Genomic DNA, 25,222 nt, shown 5'->3' with positions numbered 1-25,222 from the left:
AGGCCATGACCCACCCCGCTGCCACCGCCCCGTCAGCGCCGCCGCCACCGGAGGCGGTGGGGCCGCTGATGCGCAGCCTGTCCGTGCTGCGGGAGCTGGCGGCCGGCGGCGGGCGGCGGTCCGTCGGCGATCTGGTGCGCGACACCGGCCTCGCCCGCTCGACCGTGGACCGGGTGCTGAGCACCCTCACCCGGCTCGGCTACGTACGGACCGAGGGCCGGGACGCGGTACTCGCGCCGCGGCTGCTGGAGCTGGGCAACGCCTACCTCGCCGCCTCCGAACTCCCCGACCGGCTCGGCCCGCTCGCCGACCGGCTGGCCGATGAGCTGGACGAGTCGGTCTCGCTCGCGGTGCCGGACGGCGACGGGGTGCGCTTCGTCCACCAGGCGACCCGCCGCCGCGCCATGTCGCTGGCCTTCCGCATCGGCGATCTGCTGCCCGCCGAGCGGGGTGCGCCGGGCGCGCTGTTCGCGGACGGGTGGGACGAGGCGGACTGGCAGCGGTGGCGGGCGCGCCGGGCGGCCGACCCGACGGACGCGGGCTTCCCGGCCGTCCCACCGCGGCGCGCCGAGGAGGGGGCCGACGCCGCGGCCGCGGACTTCGTGGCACGGGTGGCCGCCGCCCGCACCGCCGGCTGGTCCCTGGACGATCAGCTCATCGAGCCGGGGCTGGTGGCCGTGGCCATGCCCGTCCGGGACCCCGGAGGCCACCCGGTCTGTGCGCTCAGCGTGGTCAGCCACACCAGCCGGCTGAGCGCGGACGCGCTGCCCGACGCGGTACTCCCCCGTCTGCGCGAGACGGTCTCCGCCATGGAGGACGCGCTACGGGCACCCCGCACAGGCCCGGTCCCCGACGCCGCCCCCGGCCCGTCCCACGCCACCTGGATGCGCGCATCCAAGCAGGAACTGGGCCCGGAATTCGTCGAATCGATGGCCCGTGGGCTGATCACCCTCACCGCCTTCGGCACCGGCCGTGCGGCACTCCCGCTCACCGCCGTGGCGGAGGCCACCGGCCTGGCCCGCGCCACCGCCCGCCGGGCCCTGATCACCCTGGAGCACCTCGGCTACCTCGCCACCGACGGAAGGCTCTTCCGCCCCACGCCGCAGGTGCTGGAGCTGGGCTTCGCCCACCTCTCCGGCCTCACCCTGCCCGACATCGCCCGGCCCCATCTCGCCTCGCTGGTCGAGCGGGTGCACGACTCCGCCTCGATGGCGGTCCTCTCCGGCGACGACATCCAGTACATCGCCCGGGTCCCCACCGTGCGCATCATGAGCGTCAACATCACACTGGGCACCCGCTTCCCGGCATATGCGACCTCCATGGGCCGTGTGCTGCTCGCCGGCCTGCCCCCGGCCGAGCGCTCCGCGCGGCTGGCCCGCCTGCGCCCGGAGCCGCTCACCCGTCACACCGTGACCGACCCCGAACGGCTCCGCGCGCTCCTGGAAGAGGCCCGCTCGGCGGGCTTCGCCCTGGTCGACGAGGAGCTCGAAGAGGGCCTGCGCTCGCTCGCCGTCCCCGTCCACGACCGCACCGGCCGGGTCGTCGCCGCCGTCAACGTCTCCACCCACGCGGCCCGCAGCTCCCCCGACGAGGCCCGCGAGACCCTGCTGCCCGCCCTGCGCACCGCCGCCGCCGGCATCGAGGCCGATCTGTGGGTGGCGGGGCGGTACGCGCGGATTCCGGTGCAGTGACCGCCCCGGCACTCCCCTACGGGTTCCCCTGAGGCAGCGTCAGTGCCGATCCCGAATGCACCGTGAGGTGGACCGGCTGGAGCCGGGTGGCCTCGACCGACGATTCACCGGTGCCGGGGCTGCGGGCGTAGCGCGGATGGGCGCCGCCGCTGACCTGGAGGCGTATCCGGTGACCGGCGGCGAAGCGGTGGGCGGTGTCGGCCATCGCCACGGTGACCTCCGAGGGGGTCGCCCCGCTCGTCCGCACCCGCATCAGCCCGTCGCAGATGTTGGTGGACCGGCCCCGGGCGTCCACGTCGCAGAGGCGGGCGAAGACCTCGGCGTGGCCGGTGTCGGTGGCGATCCGCAGCCGCGCGAAGACCGGTCCGAGGACATCGACGGGCTCGGTCAACGGCGGGCCGGTGAAGGTCAGAACGTCCTCCCGCGCTTCCAGGGTGCCGTTGTCACGGGTACCGGCGCTGCGGGACACCGACGGCCCGCCCACGGACGGGGTGGGGTCGGCCGGGTCGTAGCGCAAGGACGCCAACGGGCCGTCCGCCACCGGTGATTGCCCGCTGAGCGTGCCGTTCTCCGCGGGGAACCAGGCGGTCGTGGCAGGGGCCGGGGGCCAGTCGTCGAGGTCCCGCCAGGTGTCCTCGCCGCCGACGTGGACGCGTACGGGGGTGGGGCGCAGCCCGGCGGGGTCGCCGCACAGGTGCGCACGCAGCCAGGCGAGGCTCTCGGCGAAGACCTCGGGCCAGCCCTGCTGCATCGCGGAGGTGTGCGTCCAGGGGCCGACGAGCAGCGACGACGCACATCCGGCCCGCTGCAGCCGGGCGAACTGCTGGAAGCTCTGGCCGGCCAGCCCGTCGTGCCACCCGGTGATCAGACAGGTGGGCACGCTCAGCCCCTCCGCCGCCTCCGCCACGGACGCACCCTGCCAGTGCGGATCGCCGGCGTCCGGGTGGGTCATCGCCCCGTCCAGCCAGGGCACTTCTCCGAGGGCGGACTCATACGCCCGGCGCAGCGGCCGCGCGCCGGTGATCTCGCGCATCCGGCGCTGAAGGCGCAGCCCCGCCCGCAGCAGGGGCAGCATCCCCTGGTGCTGGTAGGTCATGCCGACGCCGACAGCGAGTGCGTTCTCCAGGAGGAACCCACCGCCCGCGTGGAAGAGGGCATGCGGGTCGTGCAGTCCGACCTGGATCACCATCGCCTTGAGCTCCGGCGGCGGGTCCAGGGCGAGCGCCCACTGGACATAGCCCAGGTAGCTGGGGCCGATCGTGCCCAGGATTCCGGTGAACCAGGGCTGCTGCCGCAGCCAGGACACCGCGGCCTGACCGTCGGCGGCCTCGTTGCGCCACAAATCGAACCGGCCGCCCGACCCGGCGGTGCCGCGACAGCTCTGGAGGACCACATGGAAGCCCTGTTCGGCGAAGAGCACACCGAACAGGGGTGACCAGGGCACGCCCCTGCCATAGGGCGACCGGACGAGCAGGGTGGGGAAGTCGCCCTCCGTACGGGGGAAGTAGTGGTCCGTCCGCAGGAGGCTGCCGTCCGCGGCCGGCACCTCGAGGCCCGGTTCCCAGCCGACCTCGTGCTGCCTGGCCGGGAGTCCGCGCCAGGTCGCCCGCATCAACCGCGAGGACAGCGGCGGCTTCCCGGACGGCGCGGCCCAGTGGGGCCTCGGTACGACGTCATGCGTGTGTGGCGTCATGGTTTCCCCTCCGCTATTCCCGTACGTTGCACGAGAATACCGGACGCCCGACCGCTTTCCACAACTCCGGGCGCCGGAGCGGGACATGAGGCCGCCCTTGAGGGCGCGCGCACGGCGACCGTGCGCGACGCCCGGGGTCAGTCCAGGTCGTAGCGGAAGGTGTAGGGGAAGGACGAGGCGCCGGGGCCGGTGGTGAAACTGCCGGTCCCTCGCAGCCCGGTCAGCTCCCCGGTGCCGCTTCCGGGCACGACCTCGAAGGTGCAGCGCACAGAGCCGTCGGCACCGAACGAGCCGCGTTCTTCCTCGCCGGAGCGCCCGGGCCGGCGCGGGAGCTGGGCCTGGGCTCGGTGCTGGCGACCGCGCAGCTGAAGGTGCAGGCCGCTCTCCCGGCCGAACTGGCCGAGCGCACCCGCCGCATGCAGGACCGGTTCCACCTGGATGCGCCCGCCTGGTTCCGGGACGCCGATCCGGCGCCCCATCTGGCGTCGGTCGCGCAGGCGGTGTGGGAGCAGCAGATGCTCCGTGTGCACTACCGGCGCTGGAGCGGTGAAATCCACCGGGAACTCCATCCGCTCGGCCTCGTCCTCAAAGGCGGCCTCTGGTACCTGGTGGCGCTTGCGGACGGGGCCGTACGGACCTACCGGATGGCGCGGTTCATGACCGTGGACCTAACCGGAGAGCGCTTCGAGCGACCGGCCGGATTCGCCCTGGCCGCCTACTGGGAGGAGGCTTCCCGCCGCCTGGAGGCCACGCTGCACCAGGGAACCGCACGGCTGCGGATCTCACCCCTGGCGCAGCGGCTGCTACCGGTGCAGTTCGGCACCGCGGGCGCACGAGCCCTGGAGAGCGCCGGGCCGCCGGACCACGAGGGCTGGGTGCAGGTGGAGCTACCGGTCGAGGGGCCCGCCGTGGCGGTCAGCGACCTGCTCAGGCTCGGCACGGAGGCAGAGGTGCTCGGCCCTTCCGCACTGCGGCAAGCCCTCGCCCAGGCCGTTGCCGTACTCGCGAACCGCTACTCGACGGCACCCTGAACCCGTCCTGGGCGCTGCTTTCTTGGTCGTGGCAGCGTCGGCATCGCGGACCGGGCCGGCGTTCCGGCACACGGACCCGGCGGGTCCTCCCGTTCACCGCTCCGCGCCGGCCACCTCCGGCACCGACGCCGTTGCCGACGCGCCGCCGAGGCGCCGGGCGAGCGGTACCGCGCCGATGGCGAGCGCACCCAGCAGACCGGCCAACGCGAAGACGGTGAAGCCGAGTTGGCTGTTGGCGGTCGCGGCGAGGACGCCGCCGAGCCAGGGGCCGACGACCGCGCCGGTGCGGCCGATGCCAGCAACCCAGCCGAGGCCGGTGGCCCGTTCGGTGGGCGGGTAGACGCGGTGGGTGGCCGCGTACACCATCACCTGTGCGCTGAAGAGCCAGACGCCGGTGACGGCGACGACCACATAGGTGGCGCCGAGCGGCAGCCGCGCCCCGAGGAGCAGTGCGCCGGCGGCGGTCAGCAGGAACCAGAGGGCGGAGATCCGGACCGGGCCGTAGCGGTCGCCGAGGCGGCCGGCGATCAGCAGGCCGGCGATCCCGCCCGCGTTGATGATGAACAGGAAGCTGACCGAGGAAGTGAGGCCGTACCCGGAGGCGCGCATCATCTGCGGCAGCCAGGTACTGACGCCGTACACCAGGAGCAGGCCGCAGAACGAGGCGAGCCACAGCAGCGGGGTGGCCAGGCGGACGCCGGGGCGGAAGAGGGCGAGGACCGAGACGAGGCGGCCCTTGGCGCCCTGGGCCGGTGCGTCGGCGAGGACAGGAGGGGCCATGCCGTAGCGGCCGGCGACCGCCGCGGCCTCGGCGGTACGGCCCTTGGCGAGCAGCACACCGGGCGACTCCGGCAGCAGACGCAGCAGCAGCGGAGCGGCGACGAACGCGGGCAGCGCACCGATCCAGAACACCCACCGCCAGCCGTGCGTCGGGGCGAGCGTCAGTCCCAGGACCGTCGCACACATGGCGCCCGCGTGGTACGAGGTCATCAGCAGCCCGGTGGCGAGGGCGGCCCGGCCGCGCGGCGCGAACTCCATCACCATCGACAGGCAGATGGGCATCAGGCCGCCGAGCCCCAGACCGGCGAGGAAGCGTCCGGCGCCGAACAGGCCGGGCGTGCCGGCGAGCGCGCACGCCGCCGAACCGGCGGAGAACACCAGCACCCCGGCGACGAGGACGGGGCGGCGGCCGAGCCAGTCGGTGAGGGTTCCGGTGCCGAGCGCGCCGATCAGCATGCCGAGGGTGACCCAGCTGCCGATCGTGCCGGCCATCGCGGGGGTGAGGCCGAATCCGGGGTCGTCGAGCATGTGCGGCATGACGGCGCCGTAGATGCTGACGTCCATCCCGTCGAAGAAGACGGCGAGCCAGCACAGCGCCAGGACGGGCGCGACGGAACGGAAGGTGTGGCCGCGGGCGGCGGAGGGCGGGAGACCGGTGGGGGGCATGCCGGTGGGAGACATGGGGACCTCGGATTCACGGATCACGGTGCGATACCAGCGGGATGTTCGCCTGGTGAACTTTCGTTCGCCGAACGGTCGGCAAGGATCATCTGCCCGGGTTCCGTGAGTGTCAATGGATCGCGCAGCGCGCATCCCGCATCGCGCACGGCTTCCCGCACCGTCGCGCGCTGCGCACTGTGGCCGGATGCTGACGGATGCGGGCGGATGCGTCCGTACTCGGCCGGACGAGTGGCGCCGGGTCAGCCGTCCCGGCCGTCGCCCCGGCCCGGGTCGCCGCCCGCGCGGCCGTCACCGTCCGCCTCGCCGGTGTCCGCCGTCGCCCCGGTCTTCGTGGCCATCCGCCGGGCGATCTCCTCGCGCGCGGCGGCCGTGGCGACCGACGGCCATACCCGGTCGAGGGAGGCATTCATCGCGGCACCCACCAGCACCGCGAAGGCGGACACCCCGATCCACAGCAGCACGGCGACCGGCGCGGCCAGGGAGCCGTAGATCGTGGGCCCCTCGACCGTCGAGGTGAGATAGAGCCGCAGCAGAAAGCTGCCGAGCAGCCACATGCCGAGCGCGACCACCGCACCGGGAATGTCCTCCGGCCAGGGCGAACGGACCGGTACGGAGGCGTGGTAGAGGGTGGTGAGGAAGGCGACCGACAGCAGCAGGACGACCGGCCAGTACAGCGCCCGGATGACATGCTCGCTGGCCGGCAGCCAGCTCACGACGGTGTCGGGGCCGGCCACCATCAGCGGCAGCGCGACGGCGCCCACCAGCAGCGCGGCGAGGTAGAGCACGAACGCCAGCAGCCGGGTCTTGACGATGCCGCGCCGCCCGTCGAGCCCGTACATGATGGTGATGGTGTCGACGAAGACATTCATCGCCCGGGAGCCGGACCACAGGGCGATGGCGAAGCCGAAGGAGATGACGTCCGGGCGGCGGCCGGTGAAGACATCGTTGAGCAGCGGCCGGGCGATCTCGTTCACGCCCTTGTCGGACAGCACGGTGCCGGCGCCGTCGAGGATGCGCTGCCGGACACCGTTCAGGGTGTCGTGGCCGATCCAGGCGTCCGTATAGCCGAGCACACCCAGGAGCCCCAGGATCAGCGGCGGCAACGACAGCAGGCTCCAGAACGCGGCCTCGGCGGCCAGACCGGTGACCCGGTACTTCATGCAGGAGTTGACGGTGTCCTTCAGCAGGAGCCAGGCCAGCCGGCGCTTGGAAACGTTGCGGTAGAGGGCTCTGGCCTTGGTCAGACGGCCCGCGGGCCGCTCGGTTGGTTCGTTCTCCGGCTGCACCTCCTTACCGTATCCGGCATGGCAGCCACCACTCACACGGTCACGAACCAGCCCCCGCCGCTGGTCGGCTACGACGTCTTCGCGAACGACCCGGCCCTCACCGAGGGCATCACCCGCTACATCGCCGCCGAGCGGCTCGACGAGGTACGCGAGGAGCTGGGCACGCTGGGCAAGGCGGCCGGCTCCGAGCACGCCCGGCACTGGGCCGAACAGGCCGACCGGCATCCACCGGTGCTGCGCACCCACGACCGTTTCGGCCACCGCATCGACGAGGTGGAGTTCCACCCGGCCTGGCACCGGCTGCTCGGCCACGCCGTCACCTCCGGCCTGACCGGCGCCTGGTCCCGGCCGGACGGCCATGTCCGCCGCACCGCCGGCTTCATCGTGTGGACGCAGGCCGAGGCGGGGCACGGCTGCCCGGTGTCGATGACCCATGCGGCGGTACCCGCGCTGCGTGCCGAGCCGGAACTGGCGGCCGAATGGGAGCCGCTGCTGACCTCCCCGGTGTACGAGCAGGAGCTGCGGCCGGTCGCCGAGAAGGGCGGCGCGCTGGCCGGGATGGCCATGACGGAGAAGCAGGGCGGCAGCGACGTACGGGCCAACACCACCCGCGCCGAGCCGCTGGCCGCGCCCGGCGAGTATGTGCTGACCGGACACAAGTGGTTCTGCTCGGCGCCGATGTCGGACGCCTTCCTGGTGCTGGCCCAGGCCCCCGGAGGGCTCACCTGCTTTCTGCTGCCGCGGGTGCTGCCGGACGGCACCCGTAACGCCTTCCGCATCCAGCGGCTCAAGGACAAGCTCGGCAACCGCTCGAACGCCTCGGCGGAGGTCGAGTTCGATGGGCGGACCTGGGCGCGCCGGGTCGGCGAGGAGGGGCGCGGGGTGGCGACGATCATCGAGATGGTCGCGGCGACCCGGCTGGACTGCGTCAGCGCCTCCGCGGCGGTGATGCGACAGGCGGTGGCGCAGGCCGTGCACCACAGCGCCCACCGGGAGGCGTTCGGCGGCCGGCTGATCGACAAGCCGCTGATGCGCAATGTGCTGGCCGATCTGGCGCTGGAGTCGGAGGCGGCGACCACCCTCGCACTGCGGCTGGCGGCCGCGTACGACGGCGGCACCGAGCGGGACCGGCACTTCCTGCGGCTGGCGGTCCCGGCAGCGAAGTACTGGGTGACCAAGCGGTGCACGCCGATGGTGGCGGAGGCACTGGAGTGCCTGGGCGGCAACGGCTATGTCGAGGAGTCGGGGCTGCCCCGGCTGCTGCGGGAGGCGCCGCTCAACTCGATCTGGGAGGGCGCCGGCAATGTCCAGGCACTGGACGTCCTGCGGGCCCTGCGGCGCGAACCCGAGGCGCTGAACGCGTTCCTGACCGAGGTCGGGGCGGCGCGCGGCGCGGACCACCGGCTGGACCGGGCGATCAAGGGGATGCTCACCGAACTCGCCGACCTGGAGGGCATCGAGGCGCGGGCCCGGCGGCTGGTGGAGCGGATGGCACTGGTACTCCAGGGGTCGCTGCTGGTGCGCCACGCACCGTCCGAGGTCGCCGATGCGTTCTGCGCCTCCCGGCTGGGCGGCGACGCGGGCGCGGCGTTCGGCACGCTGCCGCACACCCTGGATCTCGCCTCGGTGGTGGAGCGGGCCCGGCCGGTGATCGACTGCTGAGCCCCGCGGGCCCGGCCGGTTCCCCGACGCGGCGGCGGCTCCCCGCCGTCTCCGGGCCGTCGGCCGCACGGAGCGACGGGGACAGGGGGTTACCGCCGCCGCGCCGGTCAGGGAGCGGTGCCGCGCCGACCCGGCACCGCTCCCCGGTCTCAGGGGCGGCGCTCCGGCGGGTCCGCGCTGCGCCCGCGCACCGCGGCATCGATGGCCACGACGAGGTCACCGTCCGGCGCGTCCGGCGGGAACGCCACCAGCAGCCCGCGCGCCTCGTAGTAGCGCAGCACCCGGCCGGCCTCGTCGGCGCCGCTCCACTCCGCACCGTGCAGCAGGACCACGAGGTCGGCGAAGGCCAGCGCGGGCAGCAGGCCGCCGGTGCCGGCCACCCGGTCGAGGAGCTGCGGGGCGCCGTCGACGACATAGCCGTCGGCGGGCAGCCGCTGACTCCCGATCAGCAGATCGACCGCGGGCAGCCGGGGAACCCCGTAGTGCTCCGCCAGCCGGGCCGCCCGCACGATGCGGGTGCCCTCGTCGGCTCCGATCACCACCACGCGCGGGACAGCGGCCCTCATGGTGCCCCCTCCCCCGCACTGCCGACATCGCACCGGCGGCCGATGGCATCCCCGGCCCTCACCGGTGGTTCCCCGACGGGTGTCCGGCGAACCCGCGGTGGCGGGGCACCATCGGCCGCTCCGCCAAGATTCCCGGGAACGCGTCATAGGCCACAACGGTTGCAGTCCGTTGCAGTGCTCCGGTCCGGACCTGAACAATGGCCCTTCCAGGACTGCCTGGTGACGGCACGACGGCACCACCCGGGGACAGCGCACAACGGAGAGCAGTGTGAGCGAGAGACCGATCGACAGTGCCATCTGGTCGGCCCAGGACATCCGTGTGACCGCCCACCGCCTCGCCACGGTCCGGGAGGCCGCGCTCGCGGGCGGGACACCGTCCGACGCCCCGTCCGACGCGCCCCGCGCGGTCATCGGCGAGTCCTGGCGCCGGGCCCGGTCCTCGGGTGTGGACCCGGACGGGGAGCAGGCGCAAACCCCGCTGTCCGTCGCGGAGTTGGAGCACCGTCGGCAGATGTCCCGGCTGAGCCCGGTGCTGCCGGTGCTCAACGAGGGGCTGCTGGCGGCGGCCGATGCGGCGCAGCAGATCATGGTGGTCACCGATGCCGAGGGCCGGGTGCTGTGGCGGGAGGGCAGCGCGCCGGTCCGCCGGATGGCCGACCGGCTGGGCTTCGACAAGGGCGCCGACTGGACGGAGGACGTCGTCGGCACCAACGCCATCGGCACTGCCCTGGTCGCCCGCCGGCCGGTGCTGGTGCACTCCGCCGAGCACTTCGTCCGCAGTCACCACCAGTGGACCTGTGCCGCGGCACCGCTCCACGACCCGCGCGACGGGCGGCTGTTGGGCACGGTCGACGTCAGCGGCCCGGCGCCCGGCTTCCACCCCACGACGCTCTCACTGGTGTCCGCGGTCGCCCGGCTCGCCGAGGGCGAGCTGCGCACCCGCCATCACCTCTCCCTGGAACGGCTGCGGTCGAGCGCGGCGCCGGTCCTGGCCCGGATCGGCGGCCGGGCGCTGGCCGTCGACCCGCACGGCTGGGTCGTGGGGGTAACGGGACTGACCCCGCCGGACCGGGTAGCGCTGCCCAAGTCACCCGAGACCGGGCCGTTGTGGCTGCCGCGCTACGGCATGTGCACGCTGGAGCCGCTGCCCGGCGGCTGGCTGATCCGTATCGGCCAGCGGGAGCGCGACCTCAGTCCGAGCCGGGTGGTGCTGGACGTCAGCGGCCGGGACGGCTCGACGGTCACCGTCAGCGGACCGGCCGGCAGCTGGTCACACGAGCTGACCCCGCGCCATGCCGAACTGCTCTTCGTCCTCGCCGCGCATCCACAGGGCCGCAGCGCCGCCGAACTCGCCCGGGACCTGTTCGGCGACGACAGCCGCACGGTCACGGTGCGCGCCGAACTGTCCCGGCTCCGCCGCCATCTCGCAAGCGTGCTCGCACACCGCCCCTACCGCTTCGCGGACGGGGTGGAGGTGGAACTCCGACTGCCGCCGCATCCCGTACATCTGCTGCCCCAGTCGATGGCGCCCGCGGTGGCGGCGGCGCGGCGGGGGTGAGGCCGGCTCTGTTCAGCGGACAGCACCCGTGACGCTATCGGGCGCGGTGGTCCACCCACGCTTGCGCTGCCTCCGCCATCGCACCTTGCAGCTACCCGCCCAGCACTCGGCGGACTCGGGCGTGTGCCCGGCCGCGATGAGCTGCACGATCAGGCACGACGGGTCGATGAAGGCGGCCCCGTGAGTCGGCCATGACCAGTCGACCGCCCACGCCCGCCCGTACCCAATCATCAGGTTGTGCGGGTTGACGTCGGTGAACAACAGCGTCTTGCCCCGGAACAGTTGGGCGTCAGCCTCGTCTGCGAAACGGTCCCAACGCGTCTCCTGCCATTCGCCGGCCTCGCCGGGGAGTGGCAGTTCCCCGATTTGTTCGACGATGCCGACGACATCGGGAAGGTCGCGAGATTCGGGCGTGAAGTCCGACGATCTCCCCTCAATGACCTCGAAGCCGAGAGCGATCCACTCGTCATCCGCCGCGTGCCACTGCAAAGCCGGTGAGACGGGTCGAACGTACGGATTCACCAGTCGTTCCCGAATGATGGAAGCGCGCCGGCCTCCTGGACTGTTCCGGCAGGCTTTGACGAAGACAGGGCCTTCGTCGCCGTTGACCAGAGCCGTGACGTCGGAACCGTTCCCTCGCGTGGTCGGCTGAACCTCATGCTGTTCACCGGTGTACGGCCGCACCAGCGTCCACAGGGCCTCGTTGTCGATGGGGCTCAACTCCTCGGGCTACACGAACTGCTGGGATACCCCGGAGAGCACTCACCGTCGCCCACGGGGCCACAGCTGCTTGCACGCCAGCTGACACTTCCGTGTCAGGTCCAGCCACAGCAGCTTCGTCGCGGTCTGCTGCTCGGTCGGTAATGCTGACTCACTGGAGATCGTTGACACTGCCGTGACTCCTTCTCGTGTGATCGAGCACGTACTTCCCACAACCCGCCTCAGGATGTGTCACCGCTGAGCGGGAGCCTGTACGGACTTCTGGTAACTCTCCACTCGGGTCTCGCACTTCGTTTTTCGTGCGGGCCGCCTGGACGCGGCGGGGTGTGCGCCCAGGCGGCCCCTTCCGCACCCCGGCGGGTGGCGTTGCCGGTAGTGCGGAGTTCCCCGGCCCAGACCACTACACGGGGGATGTCGCGTGGCCGGGCCGGGGCGTCTATTTCCTCTTTTTCCTCTTGTGCCGACGCTTCCACCAGAGCGTCATGCCCTCCGTCTCCACGTGCGCGTAGTGGTGCCCCTTGTGGCGGTGCCTCAACTGGCAACGTGCCCACTTCTGGTCGGGCTCGCAGACCTCAACTTGGTGGTAGGTGAACATCTGCACTTCGGCCCGGCTGGGCCGCAGCGATTTCCTGGCCGGGCAACGCCTTTGCCGAGGGCCAGGAAACATATGGTCAGGCAGGGGCCACATGGGCGGACTCCTCAAAGGCAGTGCGTCCTTTCCGGGCATGCAGGACCTTGCCCAGTGGCCGGGATGTGGATGATTCCGTCACAGGTGGCGACGAACGGTGGACGAGAAGCCGAGTCATGTGGACTTGGCGTGGACGCCGGCCGCGGCCTTCTCGTCCCTGGTGGCCAGCCGGAGCGCCCGCCTCTGGGCCGACCACTCCGTGCCGCCACCGACCGGACGAAGCTGCACCTCACCCCAGCGTTCGTCCATCACCACGCCGACCTTGGCGCGGGCCTCGTCCCACACGTAAGCGCCTTGACGGTAAGTCATCGTCGTTCCTTCCAAGCGGTCCAACCCCCCTCACTGCCTCTAGACTTGCTGCGTGACCGTCCGCTCACAAGGAGTGGCAATTTCAATTCGGGACGACTGAAAAATCCCAGGGGGAGGCATGGGACGACCGCCCAAGAAACTGGACCCCACGGCCGGCGTGGCGGAACTGCTGGGCTCAAAGGTTCGTGAACTGCGCGAAAGCAAGGGCTGGTCGCAAGGGGCCCTGGCCGGAAAGGTCTTCACCTCCGTCGCACGGATCGCGCAAGTGGAGCTGGCCACGGACCCGCCGAACGCCGACCTGTGCCAACGCCTGGACGACACGTTGGAGGCAAGGGGCGCCCTGATGGAACTGCTCCCCCTGCTCGGACGATCTCAGTTCGAGGAGTGGGCGAAGGTGTTCCTGTCCCGGCAGGCCGAGGCGGTGAAGATCCACGAGTTCTCGCAGGTCGTGCCGGGTCTGCTCCAAACCCCGGGTTACGCGCGAGCCATGGTGGCCTCGGCCCGCATCTTCCACAAACGAGACCCCGACGAGATCGTGCAAGACCGAATGGAACGGCAGGAGATACTGCGGCGGCCGAAACCACCGTGGCTCTGGGTAATCCTTGCCGAATCAACGCTGTACCACGTCGTAGGAAACCGGCAGGTCATGGCGGAACAGCTGGAGGCGCTCTTGGAGGCCGGCGCCCACGAACACGTTCACATCCAGATCCTGCCGTACGAAGCCACCGTGCCCGCTGCGCTGGGTGGGTCGTTGTCCGTTCTGGTGATGTCCGGTGGCGAACAAGTCGCTTACATGGAGGGGATTCGCGGCGGTAGCCTCCTCGAAGGGGACGACGCGACCCCGTACTCGGTGCTCTACGATCGCCTGCACGGCAACGCGATCGGCCACGACGCGTCGGCCGACCTGATCCGTAGGGTTCTGGAGGAGAAGTACCGATGAGCGACCAGCCGAACTGGCACAAGAGCAGCTACAGCTCAGGAAATGCAGACAACTGCATCGAGGTAGCTGACAACGTCGTGGCCTCCATCCTCGTCCGGGACACCAAGCAGAACGGCCAGGGGCCCGTCCTCGCTGTCAGCCCTGCGGCATGGTCGGCGTTCACCGCCTTCGCGAAGGAAGCAGCCGTCTGACAGACACAGACGCACGAGAGACGCCCCCTGAGCCACATGGCTAGGGGGCGCGCTTGTTCCACACCGGCCCCCGCCACCCGTTCGGTCGGCTGCTGTCGCTGCCGGGCCGGGGCGGGCCTAGCGTGCCGACTGTGGACCGTGTGCTCCTGGGCGCGCGCCCACGGGAGGTGAGTGATGAGCCCGCCAGGCCCGCCGGAAGCGGTGCCCGGGAAACCGGCGGCCCCGCGTCGGCCCCGGTGGGGCGTGCTGGCGCTGGTCGGTCTCGTCGGGCTCGGCATGGTGCGGCAGGGCCTGACCGGGGAGCCGGCGGGGCCGCCGCAGCCCGGAGCCGGATCGGCGCTCTTCCCCGGTGACCTCCCGCCCGACGGCCCCGCACCGCCGCCGCTGCCCCGTTCGGCCCCCGCCCTGGTGGCGATTCCGTCGCTCGATGTGTCGGCACCGCTGATGCCGCTGGGCCTGAACGGGGACGGCCGGATCGCGGCGCCGCCGGCCGGGGAGCCCGGGCTGGCGGGCTGGTACGCGCACGCCCCGACCCCGGGGGAGAACGGCACCGCCGTGATCGTCGGGCATGTCGACAGCCGCAGTGGGCCCGCCGTCTTCTACGGCCTGGGCGCGCTGGAGAAGGGCCGGATGATCCGGGTGACCCGCGAGGACGGGCGGACCGCGGTCTTCGAGGTCTACGGCATCCAGGTCTTCGACAAGCGGAAGTTCCCCTCCCGGAAGGTCTACGGCACCACCGGACGCCCCGAGCTGCGCGTGCTGACCTGCGGCGGCCCCTATGCGGCGGGTTCCGGTTACGCGGGCAATGTGGTGGTCTTCGCGCGGATGACGGGATCCGGTCAGGGAGACCCACCGGGCGGCCGGTGACGCCGGGGAGGGGAGGGGAGGGGAGGGGAGGAGCCGGTGGGCCGGCGTCGCCCACACGAAGTGAACCGGCGTCTCACGATCCGGGACGATCCGAGGTGGTTCAGGACGCTCCGCTGCCGCCCGACCGGCACCCCGCTTCCCCCCGCCGGGCGGCCCCCGGCCCGGGTCCGGTGTGATGTCCTGGCCCCATGAGCCTCTCGGTCACCACCTGGTACCTCGAACAGACCTCGCCCGCCGACGCCTCCCCCGCCCAGGAGCCGCCGGCCGGGCAGGGCGTCCGTATCGCCCGCTCCGAGGTGCCGTCGCCCGAATTCAGCCGCTTCCTCTATACGGCGGTCGGCGGGGACATCACCTGGACCGACCGGCTGGCCTGGCCGTACGCCCAGTGGGCGGAGTTCCTCGGGCAGCCGGGGGTGGAGACCTGGGTGGCGTACGAGCGCGGTACGCCCGCCGGGTTCATCGAGCTGACGGGCGGGGCGGACGGGTCCGTGGAGATCACCTACTTCGGGCTCCTCCCGGCGTTCCGGGGGCGCCGGATCGGCGGGTATCTGCTCGCGTACGGGATCGAGCGGGCCTGGGACCTGGCCGAACGGTGGCCGGGGCGGGCGCCGACCAAGCGGGTGTGGGTGCACACATGCAGCCTGGACGGGCCGCATGCGATGGCGAACTACCAGCGGCGCGGCTTCCGGCTGTACGAGACCACGGTGGCCGAGGAGCCCGAGACAGCTACCCCCGGACCCTGGCCCGGCGCGGGTCCGCTCACGTCCGGTGTGCCCGCCGGGGAGTGACCGGCAACACACTGTCTCGCGATACGGGACAGAGGTGTCCAAATTCTGGATGACGGTGGACTGGCCGGAGAGCGGCGTGCCAGGCTTCCGTCATGTCTCGAGCTGGAATTGCCTTGGTGAGTCGGCGGCACGTCGACCTCGGCCGCATGTCCAGCGCCATTTGTCGGGCGGGCTGAGGCTGCACTCACCAGGGGCCTCCGGCCCCGTGGCAGCACCCAGCAGCACCGCATTCTCGCCGTCCCCATCGTCGCGGACGCGCTGACACCCCCTTGACCCGCAGACCTCCCCGACGCGTTGCCACGCGCCGCCTTTCGGTGTGTCTGCGCAGGTCATCGTGGTGCCCGGCGACCTGTCCCGATCCCTTGAGCCCGCCCAGAAGGACGTACACCCATGGCCGCCTCCTCCGAAGTCCCCGCAGCTGCCACGACCCGCCGCAAGGCCGGACGCCACCGCGGTGAGGGCCAGTGGGCCGTTGGCCACTTCACGCCGCTCAACGGCAATGAGCAGTTCAAGAAGGACGACGACGGTCTCAATGTGCGGACACGCATTGAGACGATCTACTCCAAGGCCGGTTTCGACTCGATCGACCCCAACGACCTGCGCGGGCGGATGCGTTGGTGGGGGCTGTACACCCAGCGCAAGCCCGGGATCGACGGCGGCAAGACCGCGATCCTGGAGCCGGAGGAGCTGGACGACCGGTACTTCATGCTGCGGGTCCGCGTCGACGGCGGGCGGCTGTCCGTGGCCCAGCTGCGTGCCATCGGCGAGGTCTCCGAGGAGTACGCCCGCGGCACCGCGGACATCACCGACCGGCAGAACATCCAGCTGCACTGGATCCGTATCGAGGACGTCCCCGCCATCTGGGAGAAGCTGGAGGCCGTCGGGCTCTCCACGACCGAGGCGTGCGGTGACTGCCCGCGCGTGATCATCGGTTCCCCGGTGGCCGGTATCGCGGCGGACGAGATCATCGACGGCACCCCGGCCGTCGACGAGATCCACGACCGCTACATCGGCAGCAAGGAATTCTCCAACCTGCCGCGCAAGTTCAAGACCGCGATCTCCGGCTCGCCCGTCCAGGACGTGGTCCACGAGATCAACGACGTCGCCTTCGTCGGCGTCGTCCACCCCGAGCACGGCCCCGGCTTCGACCTCTGGGTCGGCGGCGGGCTGTCCACCAACCCCAAGCTCGCCCAGCGCCTGGGCACCTGGGTGCCGCTGGACGAGGTCGCGGACGTCTGGGCCGGCGTCGTCGGCATCTTCCGTGACTACGGCTACCGCCGGCTGCGCACCCGCGCCCGGCTGAAGTTCCTGATGGCCGACTGGGGCCCGGAGAAGTTCCGCCAGGTACTGGAGGACGAGTACCTCCAGCGCAAGCTGACGGACGGCCCGGCGCCCGAGGAGCCGGCCTCCAAGTGGCGCGACCACATCGGGGTGCACGAGCAGCAGGACGGCCGCTTCTACGTGGGCTTCGCCCCGCGCGTCGGCCGGGTCGACGGCACCACCCTCACCAAGATCGCCGAACTGGCCGCCGCGCACGGCTCCGACCGGCTGCGTACCACCGTCGAGCAGAAGATGATCATCCTCGATGTGACGCAGGACCAGGTCGACTCGCTGGTCGCCGGGCTGGAGGCGCTGGACTTCCAGGTCACCCCCTCGCCGTTCCGGCGCGGCACGATGGCCTGCACCGGCATCGAGTTCTGCAAGCTCGCCATCGTCGAGACCAAGGGCCGCGGCGCCTCGCTCATCGACGAGCTGGAGCGGCGGATGCCGGACTTCCAGGAGCCGGTCACCATCAACCTCAACGGCTGCCCGAACGCCTGCGCCCGTATCCAGGTCGCGGACATCGGCCTCAAGGGCCAGCTGGTCCTGGACGACGAGGGCAACCAGGTCGAGGGCTACCAGGTGCACCTGGGCGGCGCGCTGGGCCTGGAGGCCGGTTTCGGCCGCAAGGTCCGCGGTCTGAAGGTCACCGCCGACGAACTCCCCGACTACGTCGAGCGGGTGCTGCGCAACTTCGAGGCGCAGCGCGAGGAGGGCGAGCGGTTCGCCACCTGGGCGGCCCGGGCGGAAGAGGGTGCCCTCAAATGAGTGAGCGTGCGGCGCCGTTCTACTGCCCGTATTGCGGGGACGAGGATCTCCAGCCTTCCGAAGAAGGCCACGGAGCCTGGGAATGCCGGTCCTGTAGCCGTGCGTTCCGGCTGAAGTTCCTGGGCCTGCTGGCCCAGGGGCTGACCGGCAAGTCCCCTGCCGCACCCGACGGAGGTGAGTCGTGACCACCGCTACCACCGCAGCCGACCTGCAGCAGCTCGCCGAGCAGGCGGGCCGCGATCTGGAGGACGCGCCCGCACTGGCGATCCTCACCTGGGCCGCCGAGACCTTCGGTCCGCGCTTCTGCGTCACCTCCTCGATGGAGGACGCGGTCGTCGCGCATCTGGCCTCGCGGGCGTTCCCCGGCGTGGACGTGGTCTTCCTGGACACCGGCTACCACTTCCCCGAGACCCTCGGGACGCGCGATGCGGTGGCTGAGGTGATGGACGTCAACCTGCTCACCCTGACCCCGGTTCAGACGGTGGCCGAGCAGGACGCCGAGTACGGCCCGAAGCTGCACGACCGCGACCCCGACCTGTGCTGCGCGCTGCGGAAGGTCCAGCCCCTCGAAGAGGGCCTGGCCGGGTACGACGCCTGGGCGACGGGGCTGCGCCGGGACGAGTCGCCGACCCGGGCGAACACCCCGGTCGTCGGCTGGGACCCGAAGCGGCAGAAGGTGAAGGTGTCGCCGATCGCCCGCTGGACGCAGGCCGACGTGGACGCGTACGTGGCCGAGCACGGTGTGCTCACCAACCCGCTGCTGATGGACGGCTACGCCTCCGTCGGCTGCGCGCCCTGTACCCGCCGGGTGCTGGAGGGCGAGGACGCCAGGGCCGGCCGCTGGGCCGGCCGCAACAAGACCGAGTGCGGGCTGCACGGATGACCGAGCATCAGGAGATATCCATGACGGGCGCCACGATCTGGCTGACCGGTCTGCCGAGCGCGGGCAAGACGACCCTCGCGCACGAGCTGGCCGGCCGGCTGCGCGGCGAGGGCCACCGGGTCGAGGTGCTCGACGGTGACGAGATCCGCGAGTTCCTGTCCGCGGGCCTGGGCTTCAGCCGCGCCGACCGGCACACCAACGTCCAGCGCATCGGCTTCGTGGCCGAGCTGCTGGCGAGCAACGGCGTCAAGGCGCTGGTGCCGGTGATCGCGCCGTACGCGGACAGCCGCGAGGCGGTGCGCAAGCGCCACCAGAGCGAGGGCACCGCGTACCTGGAGGTGCATGTGGCCACACCCGTCGAGGTGTGCTCCGAGCGGGATGTGAAGGGCCTGTACGCCAAGCAGGCGGCGGGCGAGATCTCCGGGCTCACCGGTGTGGACGACCCGTACGAGGCTCCCGAGTCGCCCGATCTGCGCCTGGAGTCGCACACCCAGACCGTGCAGGAGTCCGCGGCGGCGCTGCACACGCTGCTCACCGAGAGGGGACTGGCATGACCACCATCGCTGCCGTGACCGAAGATCTCGACAACCCCTACGCGCTGTCGCACCTGGACGCCCTGGAGTCCGAGGCGGTGCACATCTTCCGTGAGGTGGCGGGGGAGTTCGAGCGGCCGGTGATCCTGTTCTCCGGCGGCAAGGACTCCATCGTCATGCTGCACCTGGCGCTGAAGGCGTTCGCGCCGGCCGCGGTGCCGTTCTCGCTGCTGCATGTCGACACCGGGCACAACTTCCCCGAGGTCCTCGACTACCGCGACCGCACCGTGGAGCGGCACGGGCTGCGGCTGCACGTCGCCTCCGTACAGGACTTCATCGACCGCGGTGAGCTGCGCGAGCGCCCCGACGGCACCCGTAACCCGCTCCAGACCGTGCCGCTGCTGGACGCCATCGACAAGGGCCGCTTCGACGCGGTCTTCGGCGGCGGCCGCCGGGACGAGGAGAAGGCGCGCGCCAAGGAGCGGGTGTTCTCGCTGCGCGACGAATTCGGCGGCTGGGACCCGCGCCGGCAGCGCCCCGAGCTGTGGCAGCTCTACAACGGCAAGCACTCCCCCGGTGAGCACGTCCGGGTCTTCCCGCTGTCCAACTGGACCGAGCTGGACGTGTGGCAGTACATAGCCCGCGAGAAGATCGAACTGCCCGCCATCTACTACGCCCACGAGCGGGAGGTCTTCGCCCGCAACGGTATGTGGCTGGCGCCCGGTGAGTGGGGCGGCCCGAAGGACGGCGAGAGCCTGGAGACCCGGCAGGTGCGCTACCGCACGGTCGGCGACATGTCCTGCACCGGCGCCGTCGACTCCGACGCGGACACCATCGAGGCCGTGATCACGGAGATCGCCGCGTCCCGGCTCACCGAACGGGGCGCGACGAGGGCCGACGACAAGATGTCCGAGGCCGCCATGGAGGACCGCAAGCGCGAGGGGTACTTCTAACCATGAGTACGAACACGGACGCGATCGACGTCGTGGACGCGGGTGCCACCTCGCTGCTGCGTTTCGCCACCGCCGGATCCGTCGACGACGGCAAGTCCACCCTGGTGGGCCGGCTGCTGCACGACTCCAAGTCGGTGCTCGCCGACCAGCTGGAGGCCGTCGAGCACGCCTCCCGCAACCGCGGGCAGGAGGCGCCCGACCTGGCGCTGCTGACCGACGGGCTGCGCGCCGAGCGCGAGCAGGGCATCACCATCGATGTCGCCTACCGCTACTTCGCCACCCCGCGCCGCCGTTTCATCCTGGCGGACACCCCCGGGCATGTGCAGTACACCCGCAACATGGTCACCGGGGCCTCCACCGCCGAGCTGGCCGTGGTGCTGGTCGACGCCCGCAACGGCGTGGTCGAGCAGACCCGCCGGCACGCCGCGGTGGCCGCCCTGCTGCGCGTCCCGCATGTGGTCCTGGCCGTCAACAAGATGGACCTGGTCGACTACGCCGAGCCCGTCTTCGCCGCCATCGCCGAGGAGTTCACGACCTACGCGGCCTCGCTGGGCGTCCCGGAGATCACCGCGATCCCGATCTCGGCGCTGGCCGGCGACAACGTCGTGACGCCGTCGGCCCACATGGACTGGTACGGCGGCCCGACCGTGCTGGAGCACCTGGAGACCGTGGCCGTCGTCGACGACCCGTCGGACGACCCCGGCCGCTTCCCGGTCCAGTACGTGATCCGTCCGCAGACCGCCGAACACCCCGACTACCGCGGCTACGCGGGCCAGATCGCCTCCGGTGTGCTGCGCGTCGGCGACGCCGTGACCGTGCTGCCCTCGGGCCGTACGAGCACCATCGAGGCGATCGACGCGCTCGGCCAGGCCGTGGACGTCGCCTGGGCGCCGCAGTCGGTGACCGTCCGGCTCAGCGATGACCTGGACATCTCGCGCGGCGACCTGATCGCCCCGACGGCCACCGCGCCGGGCGTCTCGCAGGACATCGAGGCGACCGTCTGCCATGTGGCGGACCGGCCGCTGACCGTCGGGCAGCGGGTGCTGCTCAAGCACACCACCCGCACGGTCAAGGCGATCGTCAAGGACATCCCGTCCCGGCTGACCCTGGACGACCTCTCCCAGCACCCGGCGCCCGGTGAGCTGGCCGCCAACGACATCGGGCGGATCGTGCTGCGCACGGCGGAGCCGCTGGCGCTGGACGCCTACGCCGACTCCCGCCGCACCGGCTCGTTCCTGCTGATCGACCCGGCGGACGGAACGACGCTGACCGCGGGCATGGCGGGCACCGCCTTCGCGGAGGCGGCGGAAGAGGCCGCCTCGGCCGAGGCGGCGGACGACGAGGGATGGGACTTCTGAGCATGCTCCAGGACATGTTCGCGACCTTCGCGAAGGAGGGCGGCCGCATCGGCAGCGGCGCCCTGGGCAGCGGGCAGGGCGGAGTCGGCCGATGTGTGTGCTGACGATGCCCGACTCCGTATCCCCCACGCCCCCCTTCCGAAGATCCACAGCTCCGCCGGGCGCGCCGTAAAGGGCGCGTACCGCCCGGCCCTCCGAGAGGAACCCCTCCCGTGTCTGCCGTTCGTCACCGCCTGCTGGCGGCCGCCGCCACCGTCCCGCTCCTGATAGGGGCGCTGGGCGCCTGCGGCTACGGCTCCCAGGCCAAGAAGGACACCGCGGCCGGGGTCGCCCCCAAGGGCGCCCGGACCGATGGGCTCGATCACCTGACGATCGGGTACTTCGGCAACACCACGCACGCCACCCCCCTGGTGGGCCTCCAGAACGGCACGTTCCAGAAGGAACTGGGCGGCACGGAGGTGAAGTCCTCCGTCTTCAACGCGGGCCCCGAAGAGATCGAGGCGCTCAACTCGGGCGCCATCGACATCGGCTGGATCGGCCCCTCCCCCTCGATCAACGGCTACGTCAAGTCGCACGGCAAGAGCCTGAAGATCATCTCCGGCTCGGCCTCCGGCGGTGTCTCGCTGGTGGTCAACCCCAAGAAGGTCAAGGGCCTCAATGACCTCAAGGGCAAGACCATCGCGACGCCGCAGCTGGGCAACACCCAGGACGTCGCCCTGCTCAACTACCTGGCCGGCAAGGGCTACAAGGTCGACCCCACCACCGGCAAGGGTGACGTCACCGTCCAGCGCACCGACAACAAGGTGACACCCACGGTCTTCCAGCAGGGCGCCATCGACGGTGCCTGGGTGCCCGAGCCCACCGCGTCCAAGCTCGTCGCCGAGGGCGGCAAGACGCTCCTGGACGAGAAGAAGCTGTGGAAGGACGGGAAGTTCGTCATCACGAACATGATCGTCTCGCAGAAGTTCCTCAAGGAGCACCCGAAGGCCGTCGAGGCGGTGCTGCGGGCCTCGGTGAAGACCAACGCCTGGATCCGCTCGCACCCGGACGAGGCGAAGAAGACCCTCAACGACAAGCTCGCCTCCTCGGACGTGGCCGGCAAGGCACTGCCGCAGAACGTCCTCGACCCGGCGTTCAAGAACGTCGATGTCACCGATGACCCGCTGGCCGCCACCCTCCAGCAGGAGGCCGACCACGGCGTCAAGGCGGGCCTGCTCAAGAAGCCCGACCTCAAGGGCATCTACGACCTCACCCTGCTGAACAAGGTGCTCCGGGCCGATGGCAAGCAGCCGGTCGACGACGCCGGACTCGGCAGCAAGTAGCTCCGCCCACGCACCCGCACTCCCCCAGGAGGTGACACCGATGACGACCACCCTCACCAAGCAGCAGCCCGCCACGGCGGACACGGGCACCACCGTGCCGTACGCGGCTCGCATCGACCATGTCTCGAAGTCGTTCGGCCGCACCGGCGCACAGCAGCATGTCCTGGACGACATCAGCATCGATGTGGCGCCCGGTGAATTCGTCTGCCTCCTGGGGGCCTCGGGCTGCGGCAAGTCCACCCTCCTCAACCTCGTCGCCGGGCTCGACGCGCCGTCCGCCGGCGCCATCGAGACGCCGGGCGGCCGGCCGGCCCTGATGTTCCAGGAACATGCGCTGTTCCCGTGGCTGACCGCGGGCCGCAACATCGAACTGGCGCTGCGGCTGCGCGGGGTGCCGCGCGCGGAGCGCCGTGACGAGGCCGAGCGGCTGCTCGAACTCGTCCGCCTCAAGGGCGCCCACGGCAAGCGGGTGCACGAGCTGTCGGGCGGGATGCGCCAGCGGGTCGCGATGGCCCGTGCGCTCGCCCAGGACAGCCAACTGCTGCTGATGGACGAGCCGTTCGCGGCGCTCGACGCGATCACCCGCGATGTGCTGCACGACGAGCTGACCCGGATCTGGCGCGAGACGAACCTCTCGGTCCTCTTCGTCACCCACAACGTCCGCGAGGCCGTGCGGCTCGCCGAGCGGGTGATCCTGCTGTCCTCGCGTCCGGGCCGGATCGCGCGGGAGTGGCGGGTCGACATCCCGCAGCCGCGGCGCATCGAGGACGCCGCGGTCGCCGACCTTTCCATCGAGATCACCGAGCAGCTCCGTGGGGAGATCCGCCGCCATGGCCAGCACTGAGACCAAGGCCCCGGCCACCGCCGCCGAGGAGGACGGCTCCGGCGACATCGCCGGTCTGGAGGCCGGGCTCGACGCCCTGGAATCCAGGGTCGTCGACCGGCAGCCGTGGCTGCGTACCGCCGCCTCGAAGGCGTTCCCCCCGCTGATCGCCATCGCGATCGTGCTCGCCCTGTGGCAGCTCGCCTACCACTTCGCGCTCAAGCCGCACTACCTGCTGCCCAGCCCCGTCGACGTCGGCCGCTCGCTCCAGCAGAAGTGGCTGGAGGGCACCCTGCTGAACTTCGTGTGGACCAGCGTCTCCCGCGGCGCCCTCGGCTTTCTGGCCTCGGTGGTCCTCGGCACGCTGCTCGGGCTGATCGTCGCGCGGGTCAAGGCCGTCCGGGCCGCGATCGGGCCGATCCTGAGCGGGCTACAGTCCCTGCCGTCGGTGGCCTGGGTCCCGGCCGCGATCATCTGGTTCGGGCTGAGCGACGCCACGATCTACACGGTGGTGCTGCTCGGCGCGGTCCCGTCCATCGCCAACGGACTGGTGGCGGGCGTCGACCAGATCTCCCCGCTCTATCTGCGGGCGGGCCGCACCATCGGCGCCACCGGTCTCGCCGGGGTCCGGCATGTGCTGCTGCCGGCCGCGCTGCCGGGCTATATCGCCGGGCTCAAGCAGGGCTGGGCGTTCTCCTGGCGTTCCCTGATGGCCGCCGAGCTCATCGTGAACGCGCCCGACCTGGGCACCGGTCTGGGCCAGCTGCTGGAGCAGGGCCGTGAGCTCCAGGACATGTCCTGGGTGCTGTCCGCGATCCTGCTCATCCTCATCGTCGGCATCGGCATCGAGCTGCTGATCTTCGCCCCGGTCGAACGCCGGGTGCTGCGCAGCCGTGGCCTCCTGGTGAAGAGCTGACCCATGGACGCCCGCCCCACGCTTCTCGTCATCGCCCACGGCAGCCGCGACCCGCGGCACGCGGCGACCATCTCCGCGCTCTGCGCGCGGGTCCGGGCGCTGCGGCCGGGGCTGCGCGTCGAGGTCGGCTATCTCGACTTCAACGCCCCCCGGGTGCCGCGGGTGCTGGAGCGCCTGTCGGCAGAAGCAGAGGGGCGGCGCGGTGGGGGTCCCCCCGGACGGAGTCTGGGGGAGCCTTCGTTCCGGGGTGGTGGCGGGCGACGGGAGGGCACGCGGGACGTGGTGGCGCTGCCGCTCCTGCTGACCCGGGCCTTCCACGCCAAGTCCGATATCCCGGCGGTACTGCGGGAGGCGGCCGCGCGGCTGCCCCTGCTGAACATCCGTCAGGCCGACGTGCTGGGCCCGTCGTCCCTGCTGACCGCCGCGCTGGAACGCCGGCTGGCGGAGGCCGGGCTGCGGCCCGGTGACCGTCGCTCGACCGGGGTCGTGCTGGCCTCGGCGGGCTCCTCCGACCCGGAGGCGGGCGCAGTGCTCGCTGAAATCGCGCGGGAGTGGTGGCACACCGCTGGCTGGTGTGCCGTGCGACCTGCGTTCGCCTCCGCATCTCTGCCCCGCACCGCGGACGCCGTACGGGCGCTGCGGGCCGAGGGCGTACGGCGGGTGGCCGTCGCCCCGTACGTCATCGCGCCCGGCTTCCTCCCGGACCGGATCGCGGCCGGCGCCCGGGAGGCCCGCGCCGACCTCCTCGCCCCCGTCCTCGGCCCGGCACCCGAGCTGGCCCGGCTGTTGGTACGGCGCTACGACGAGGCGCTCCTGGCGCACGCCCGAGGGGACCTGACGGCGCTGAGCGCCTGACAGGTCCCCCAGGGCCGGACTTCAACGTCCCGCCTGCCTC

The 25,222-nt window shown here is 71.8% G+C and carries 25 protein-coding genes and 1 pseudogene; 19 read left to right on the top strand and 7 right to left on the bottom strand.

The window, feature by feature from the left end; all coding sequences use genetic code 11:
* Positions 1-5: 5 nt before the first annotated feature.
* Positions 6-1,691, top strand: coding sequence for an IclR family transcriptional regulator domain-containing protein (locus tag AC3EUV_RS17725; RefSeq protein ID WP_432144026.1), 1,686 nt, complete (start codon positions 6-8; stop codon positions 1,689-1,691).
* A 16-nt stretch (positions 1,692-1,707) separates the two neighbouring features.
* On the opposite strand, the gene AC3EUV_RS17720 is transcribed toward AC3EUV_RS17725, so the two are convergent.
* Positions 1,708-3,384, bottom strand: coding sequence for a CocE/NonD family hydrolase (locus tag AC3EUV_RS17720; protein WP_435603302.1), 1,677 nt, complete (start codon positions 3,382-3,384; stop codon positions 1,708-1,710).
* A 137-nt stretch (positions 3,385-3,521) separates the two neighbouring features.
* Positions 3,522-3,632 (bottom strand): DUF3224 domain-containing protein, encoded by a 111-nt coding sequence (locus AC3EUV_RS17715; RefSeq protein ID WP_435603301.1) that lies wholly within the window; start codon positions 3,630-3,632, stop codon positions 3,522-3,524.
* 3 nt (positions 3,633-3,635) lie between these two features.
* On the opposite strand from AC3EUV_RS17715, the pseudogene AC3EUV_RS17710 reads away from it, so the two are divergent.
* Positions 3,636-4,415, top strand: a pseudogene (locus AC3EUV_RS17710) (helix-turn-helix transcriptional regulator); the annotation flags it as partial.
* Positions 4,416-4,508: 93 nt separating this feature from the next.
* On the opposite strand, the gene AC3EUV_RS17705 reads toward AC3EUV_RS17710, so the two are convergent.
* Both AC3EUV_RS17705 and AC3EUV_RS17700 read right to left on the bottom strand, forming a co-directional pair.
* Positions 4,509-5,900, bottom strand: a complete 1,392-nt coding sequence (locus AC3EUV_RS17705; RefSeq protein ID WP_432144028.1) for an MFS transporter — start codon at positions 5,898-5,900, stop codon at positions 4,509-4,511.
* Positions 5,901-6,115: 215 nt separating this feature from the next.
* A complete protein-coding gene (locus AC3EUV_RS17700; protein ID WP_435603300.1) occupies positions 6,116-7,162 on the bottom strand; it encodes a YihY/virulence factor BrkB family protein in 1,047 nt (348 codons plus the stop codon).
* A gap of 18 nt (positions 7,163-7,180) precedes the next feature.
* Here AC3EUV_RS17700 and AC3EUV_RS17695 point away from each other — a divergent pair, with 18 nt between their 5' ends.
* Complete coding sequence (locus AC3EUV_RS17695) at positions 7,181-8,824, top strand: acyl-CoA dehydrogenase family protein (RefSeq protein WP_432144030.1); 1,644 nt, start codon at positions 7,181-7,183, stop codon at positions 8,822-8,824.
* Between the two features lie 149 nt (positions 8,825-8,973).
* Here AC3EUV_RS17695 and AC3EUV_RS17690 read toward each other — a convergent pair whose 3' ends face one another.
* On the bottom strand, positions 8,974-9,390 hold the full coding sequence (locus AC3EUV_RS17690; protein ID WP_432144031.1) for a hypothetical protein: 417 nt from the start codon (positions 9,388-9,390) through the stop codon (positions 8,974-8,976).
* Positions 9,391-9,658: 268 nt separating this feature from the next.
* On the opposite strand from AC3EUV_RS17690, the gene AC3EUV_RS17685 reads away from it, so the two are divergent.
* Positions 9,659-10,948: a GAF domain-containing protein gene (locus tag AC3EUV_RS17685; RefSeq protein ID WP_432144032.1), complete on the top strand. Its 1,290-nt coding sequence runs from the start codon at positions 9,659-9,661 to the stop codon at positions 10,946-10,948.
* A 12-nt stretch (positions 10,949-10,960) separates the two neighbouring features.
* On the opposite strand, the gene AC3EUV_RS17680 is transcribed toward AC3EUV_RS17685, so the two are convergent.
* Positions 10,961-11,668: a phosphotransferase gene (locus tag AC3EUV_RS17680; protein WP_432144033.1), complete on the bottom strand. Its 708-nt coding sequence runs from the start codon at positions 11,666-11,668 to the stop codon at positions 10,961-10,963.
* An 802-nt stretch (positions 11,669-12,470) separates the two neighbouring features.
* Positions 12,471-12,665 (bottom strand): hypothetical protein, encoded by a 195-nt coding sequence (locus AC3EUV_RS17675; RefSeq protein ID WP_432144034.1) that lies wholly within the window; start codon positions 12,663-12,665, stop codon positions 12,471-12,473.
* Between the two features lie 118 nt (positions 12,666-12,783).
* Here AC3EUV_RS17675 and AC3EUV_RS17670 point away from each other — a divergent pair, with 118 nt between their 5' ends.
* The 15 genes from AC3EUV_RS17670 (at position 12,784) to AC3EUV_RS17600 (ending at position 25,182) form a co-directional block, all read left to right on the top strand.
* Positions 12,784-13,605 carry a helix-turn-helix domain-containing protein gene (locus AC3EUV_RS17670; protein WP_432144035.1) on the top strand — a complete coding sequence of 274 codons (822 nt, stop codon included), beginning with the start codon at positions 12,784-12,786 and terminating at the stop codon, positions 13,603-13,605.
* A complete protein-coding gene (locus AC3EUV_RS17665; RefSeq protein WP_432144036.1) occupies positions 13,602-13,796 on the top strand; it encodes a DUF397 domain-containing protein in 195 nt (64 codons plus the stop codon). Before AC3EUV_RS17670 ends, AC3EUV_RS17665 begins: the two co-directional genes overlap by 4 nt.
* 174 nt (positions 13,797-13,970) lie before the next feature.
* Positions 13,971-14,663 (top strand): class F sortase, encoded by a 693-nt coding sequence (locus AC3EUV_RS17660; RefSeq protein ID WP_435603299.1) that lies wholly within the window; start codon positions 13,971-13,973, stop codon positions 14,661-14,663.
* A 188-nt stretch (positions 14,664-14,851) separates the two neighbouring features.
* Positions 14,852-15,451 carry a GNAT family N-acetyltransferase gene (locus AC3EUV_RS17655; protein WP_435603298.1) on the top strand — a complete coding sequence of 200 codons (600 nt, stop codon included), beginning with the start codon at positions 14,852-14,854 and terminating at the stop codon, positions 15,449-15,451.
* A gap of 92 nt (positions 15,452-15,543) precedes the next feature.
* Positions 15,544-15,627 (top strand): putative leader peptide, encoded by an 84-nt coding sequence (locus tag AC3EUV_RS17650; protein ID WP_350257049.1) that lies wholly within the window; start codon positions 15,544-15,546, stop codon positions 15,625-15,627.
* A 214-nt stretch (positions 15,628-15,841) separates the two neighbouring features.
* Entirely contained in the window at positions 15,842-17,539 is a 1,698-nt protein-coding gene (locus AC3EUV_RS17645) for a nitrite/sulfite reductase (protein WP_435603297.1), read from the top strand.
* On the top strand, positions 17,536-17,724 hold the full coding sequence (locus AC3EUV_RS17640) for a hypothetical protein (protein WP_148591000.1): 189 nt from the start codon (positions 17,536-17,538) through the stop codon (positions 17,722-17,724). Before AC3EUV_RS17645 ends, AC3EUV_RS17640 begins: the two co-directional genes overlap by 4 nt.
* Positions 17,721-18,422 carry a phosphoadenylyl-sulfate reductase gene (locus AC3EUV_RS17635; protein WP_435603296.1) on the top strand — a complete coding sequence of 234 codons (702 nt, stop codon included), beginning with the start codon at positions 17,721-17,723 and terminating at the stop codon, positions 18,420-18,422. The genes AC3EUV_RS17640 and AC3EUV_RS17635 overlap by 4 nt, the downstream gene beginning before the upstream one ends.
* Positions 18,423-18,442: 20 nt before the next feature.
* Positions 18,443-18,976, top strand: a complete 534-nt coding sequence (gene cysC / locus AC3EUV_RS17630) for an adenylyl-sulfate kinase (protein WP_042159386.1) — start codon at positions 18,443-18,445, stop codon at positions 18,974-18,976.
* A complete protein-coding gene (cysD, locus tag AC3EUV_RS17625) occupies positions 18,973-19,908 on the top strand; it encodes a sulfate adenylyltransferase subunit CysD (protein WP_432144041.1) in 936 nt (311 codons plus the stop codon). Before cysC ends, cysD begins: the two co-directional genes overlap by 4 nt.
* 2 nt (positions 19,909-19,910) lie before the next feature.
* Positions 19,911-21,266: a sulfate adenylyltransferase subunit 1 gene (locus tag AC3EUV_RS17620; RefSeq protein WP_432144042.1), complete on the top strand. Its 1,356-nt coding sequence runs from the start codon at positions 19,911-19,913 to the stop codon at positions 21,264-21,266.
* A 212-nt stretch (positions 21,267-21,478) separates the two neighbouring features.
* The gene (locus tag AC3EUV_RS17615) at positions 21,479-22,588 is read left to right on the top strand and encodes an aliphatic sulfonate ABC transporter substrate-binding protein (RefSeq protein WP_435603295.1); all 1,110 of its coding nucleotides are present in this window, start codon (positions 21,479-21,481) and stop codon (positions 22,586-22,588) included.
* Between the two features lie 40 nt (positions 22,589-22,628).
* Positions 22,629-23,432, top strand: coding sequence for an ABC transporter ATP-binding protein (locus AC3EUV_RS17610; RefSeq protein WP_435603294.1), 804 nt, complete (start codon positions 22,629-22,631; stop codon positions 23,430-23,432).
* On the top strand, positions 23,419-24,327 hold the full coding sequence (locus AC3EUV_RS17605; protein ID WP_432144045.1) for an ABC transporter permease: 909 nt from the start codon (positions 23,419-23,421) through the stop codon (positions 24,325-24,327). The genes AC3EUV_RS17610 and AC3EUV_RS17605 overlap by 14 nt, the downstream gene beginning before the upstream one ends.
* A 3-nt stretch (positions 24,328-24,330) precedes the next feature.
* Positions 24,331-25,182, top strand: a complete 852-nt coding sequence (locus AC3EUV_RS17600; protein ID WP_435603293.1) for a sirohydrochlorin chelatase — start codon at positions 24,331-24,333, stop codon at positions 25,180-25,182.
* Positions 25,183-25,222 lie beyond the last annotated feature (40 nt).

This window comes from Streptomyces sp. bgisy130 (assembly GCF_057708345.1).
Note: the sequence above shows the minus strand (reverse complement) of the source record. Positions and strands in the feature narration are given on the sequence as shown.

Bases quoted from the DNA above. Each gene is read 5' to 3' on its own strand.
- AC3EUV_RS17725 (WP_432144026.1), top strand. From the start codon at position 6: ATGACCCACCCCGCTGCCACCGCCCCGTCAGCGCCGCCGCCACCGGAG.
- AC3EUV_RS17720 (WP_435603302.1), bottom strand. From the start codon at position 3,384: ATGACGCCACACACGCATGACGTCGTACCGAGGCCCCACTGGGCCGCG.
- AC3EUV_RS17695 (WP_432144030.1), top strand. From the start codon at position 7,181: ATGGCAGCCACCACTCACACGGTCACGAACCAGCCCCCGCCGCTGGTC.
- AC3EUV_RS17690 (WP_432144031.1), bottom strand. From the start codon at position 9,390: ATGAGGGCCGCTGTCCCGCGCGTGGTGGTGATCGGAGCCGACGAGGGC.
- AC3EUV_RS17675 (WP_432144034.1), bottom strand. From the start codon at position 12,665: ATGACTTACCGTCAAGGCGCTTACGTGTGGGACGAGGCCCGCGCCAAG.
- AC3EUV_RS17670 (WP_432144035.1), top strand. From the start codon at position 12,784: ATGGGACGACCGCCCAAGAAACTGGACCCCACGGCCGGCGTGGCGGAA.
- AC3EUV_RS17665 (WP_432144036.1), top strand. From the start codon at position 13,602: ATGAGCGACCAGCCGAACTGGCACAAGAGCAGCTACAGCTCAGGAAAT.
- AC3EUV_RS17660 (WP_435603299.1), top strand. From the start codon at position 13,971: ATGAGCCCGCCAGGCCCGCCGGAAGCGGTGCCCGGGAAACCGGCGGCC.
- AC3EUV_RS17655 (WP_435603298.1), top strand. From the start codon at position 14,852: ATGAGCCTCTCGGTCACCACCTGGTACCTCGAACAGACCTCGCCCGCC.
- AC3EUV_RS17650 (WP_350257049.1), top strand. From the start codon at position 15,544: ATGTCTCGAGCTGGAATTGCCTTGGTGAGTCGGCGGCACGTCGACCTC.
- AC3EUV_RS17645 (WP_435603297.1), top strand. From the start codon at position 15,842: ATGGCCGCCTCCTCCGAAGTCCCCGCAGCTGCCACGACCCGCCGCAAG.
- AC3EUV_RS17640 (WP_148591000.1), top strand. From the start codon at position 17,536: ATGAGTGAGCGTGCGGCGCCGTTCTACTGCCCGTATTGCGGGGACGAG.
- cysC (WP_042159386.1), top strand. From the start codon at position 18,443: ATGACGGGCGCCACGATCTGGCTGACCGGTCTGCCGAGCGCGGGCAAG.
- cysD (WP_432144041.1), top strand. From the start codon at position 18,973: ATGACCACCATCGCTGCCGTGACCGAAGATCTCGACAACCCCTACGCG.
- AC3EUV_RS17620 (WP_432144042.1), top strand. From the start codon at position 19,911: ATGAGTACGAACACGGACGCGATCGACGTCGTGGACGCGGGTGCCACC.
- AC3EUV_RS17610 (WP_435603294.1), top strand. From the start codon at position 22,629: ATGACGACCACCCTCACCAAGCAGCAGCCCGCCACGGCGGACACGGGC.
- AC3EUV_RS17605 (WP_432144045.1), top strand. From the start codon at position 23,419: ATGGCCAGCACTGAGACCAAGGCCCCGGCCACCGCCGCCGAGGAGGAC.
- AC3EUV_RS17600 (WP_435603293.1), top strand. From the start codon at position 24,331: ATGGACGCCCGCCCCACGCTTCTCGTCATCGCCCACGGCAGCCGCGAC.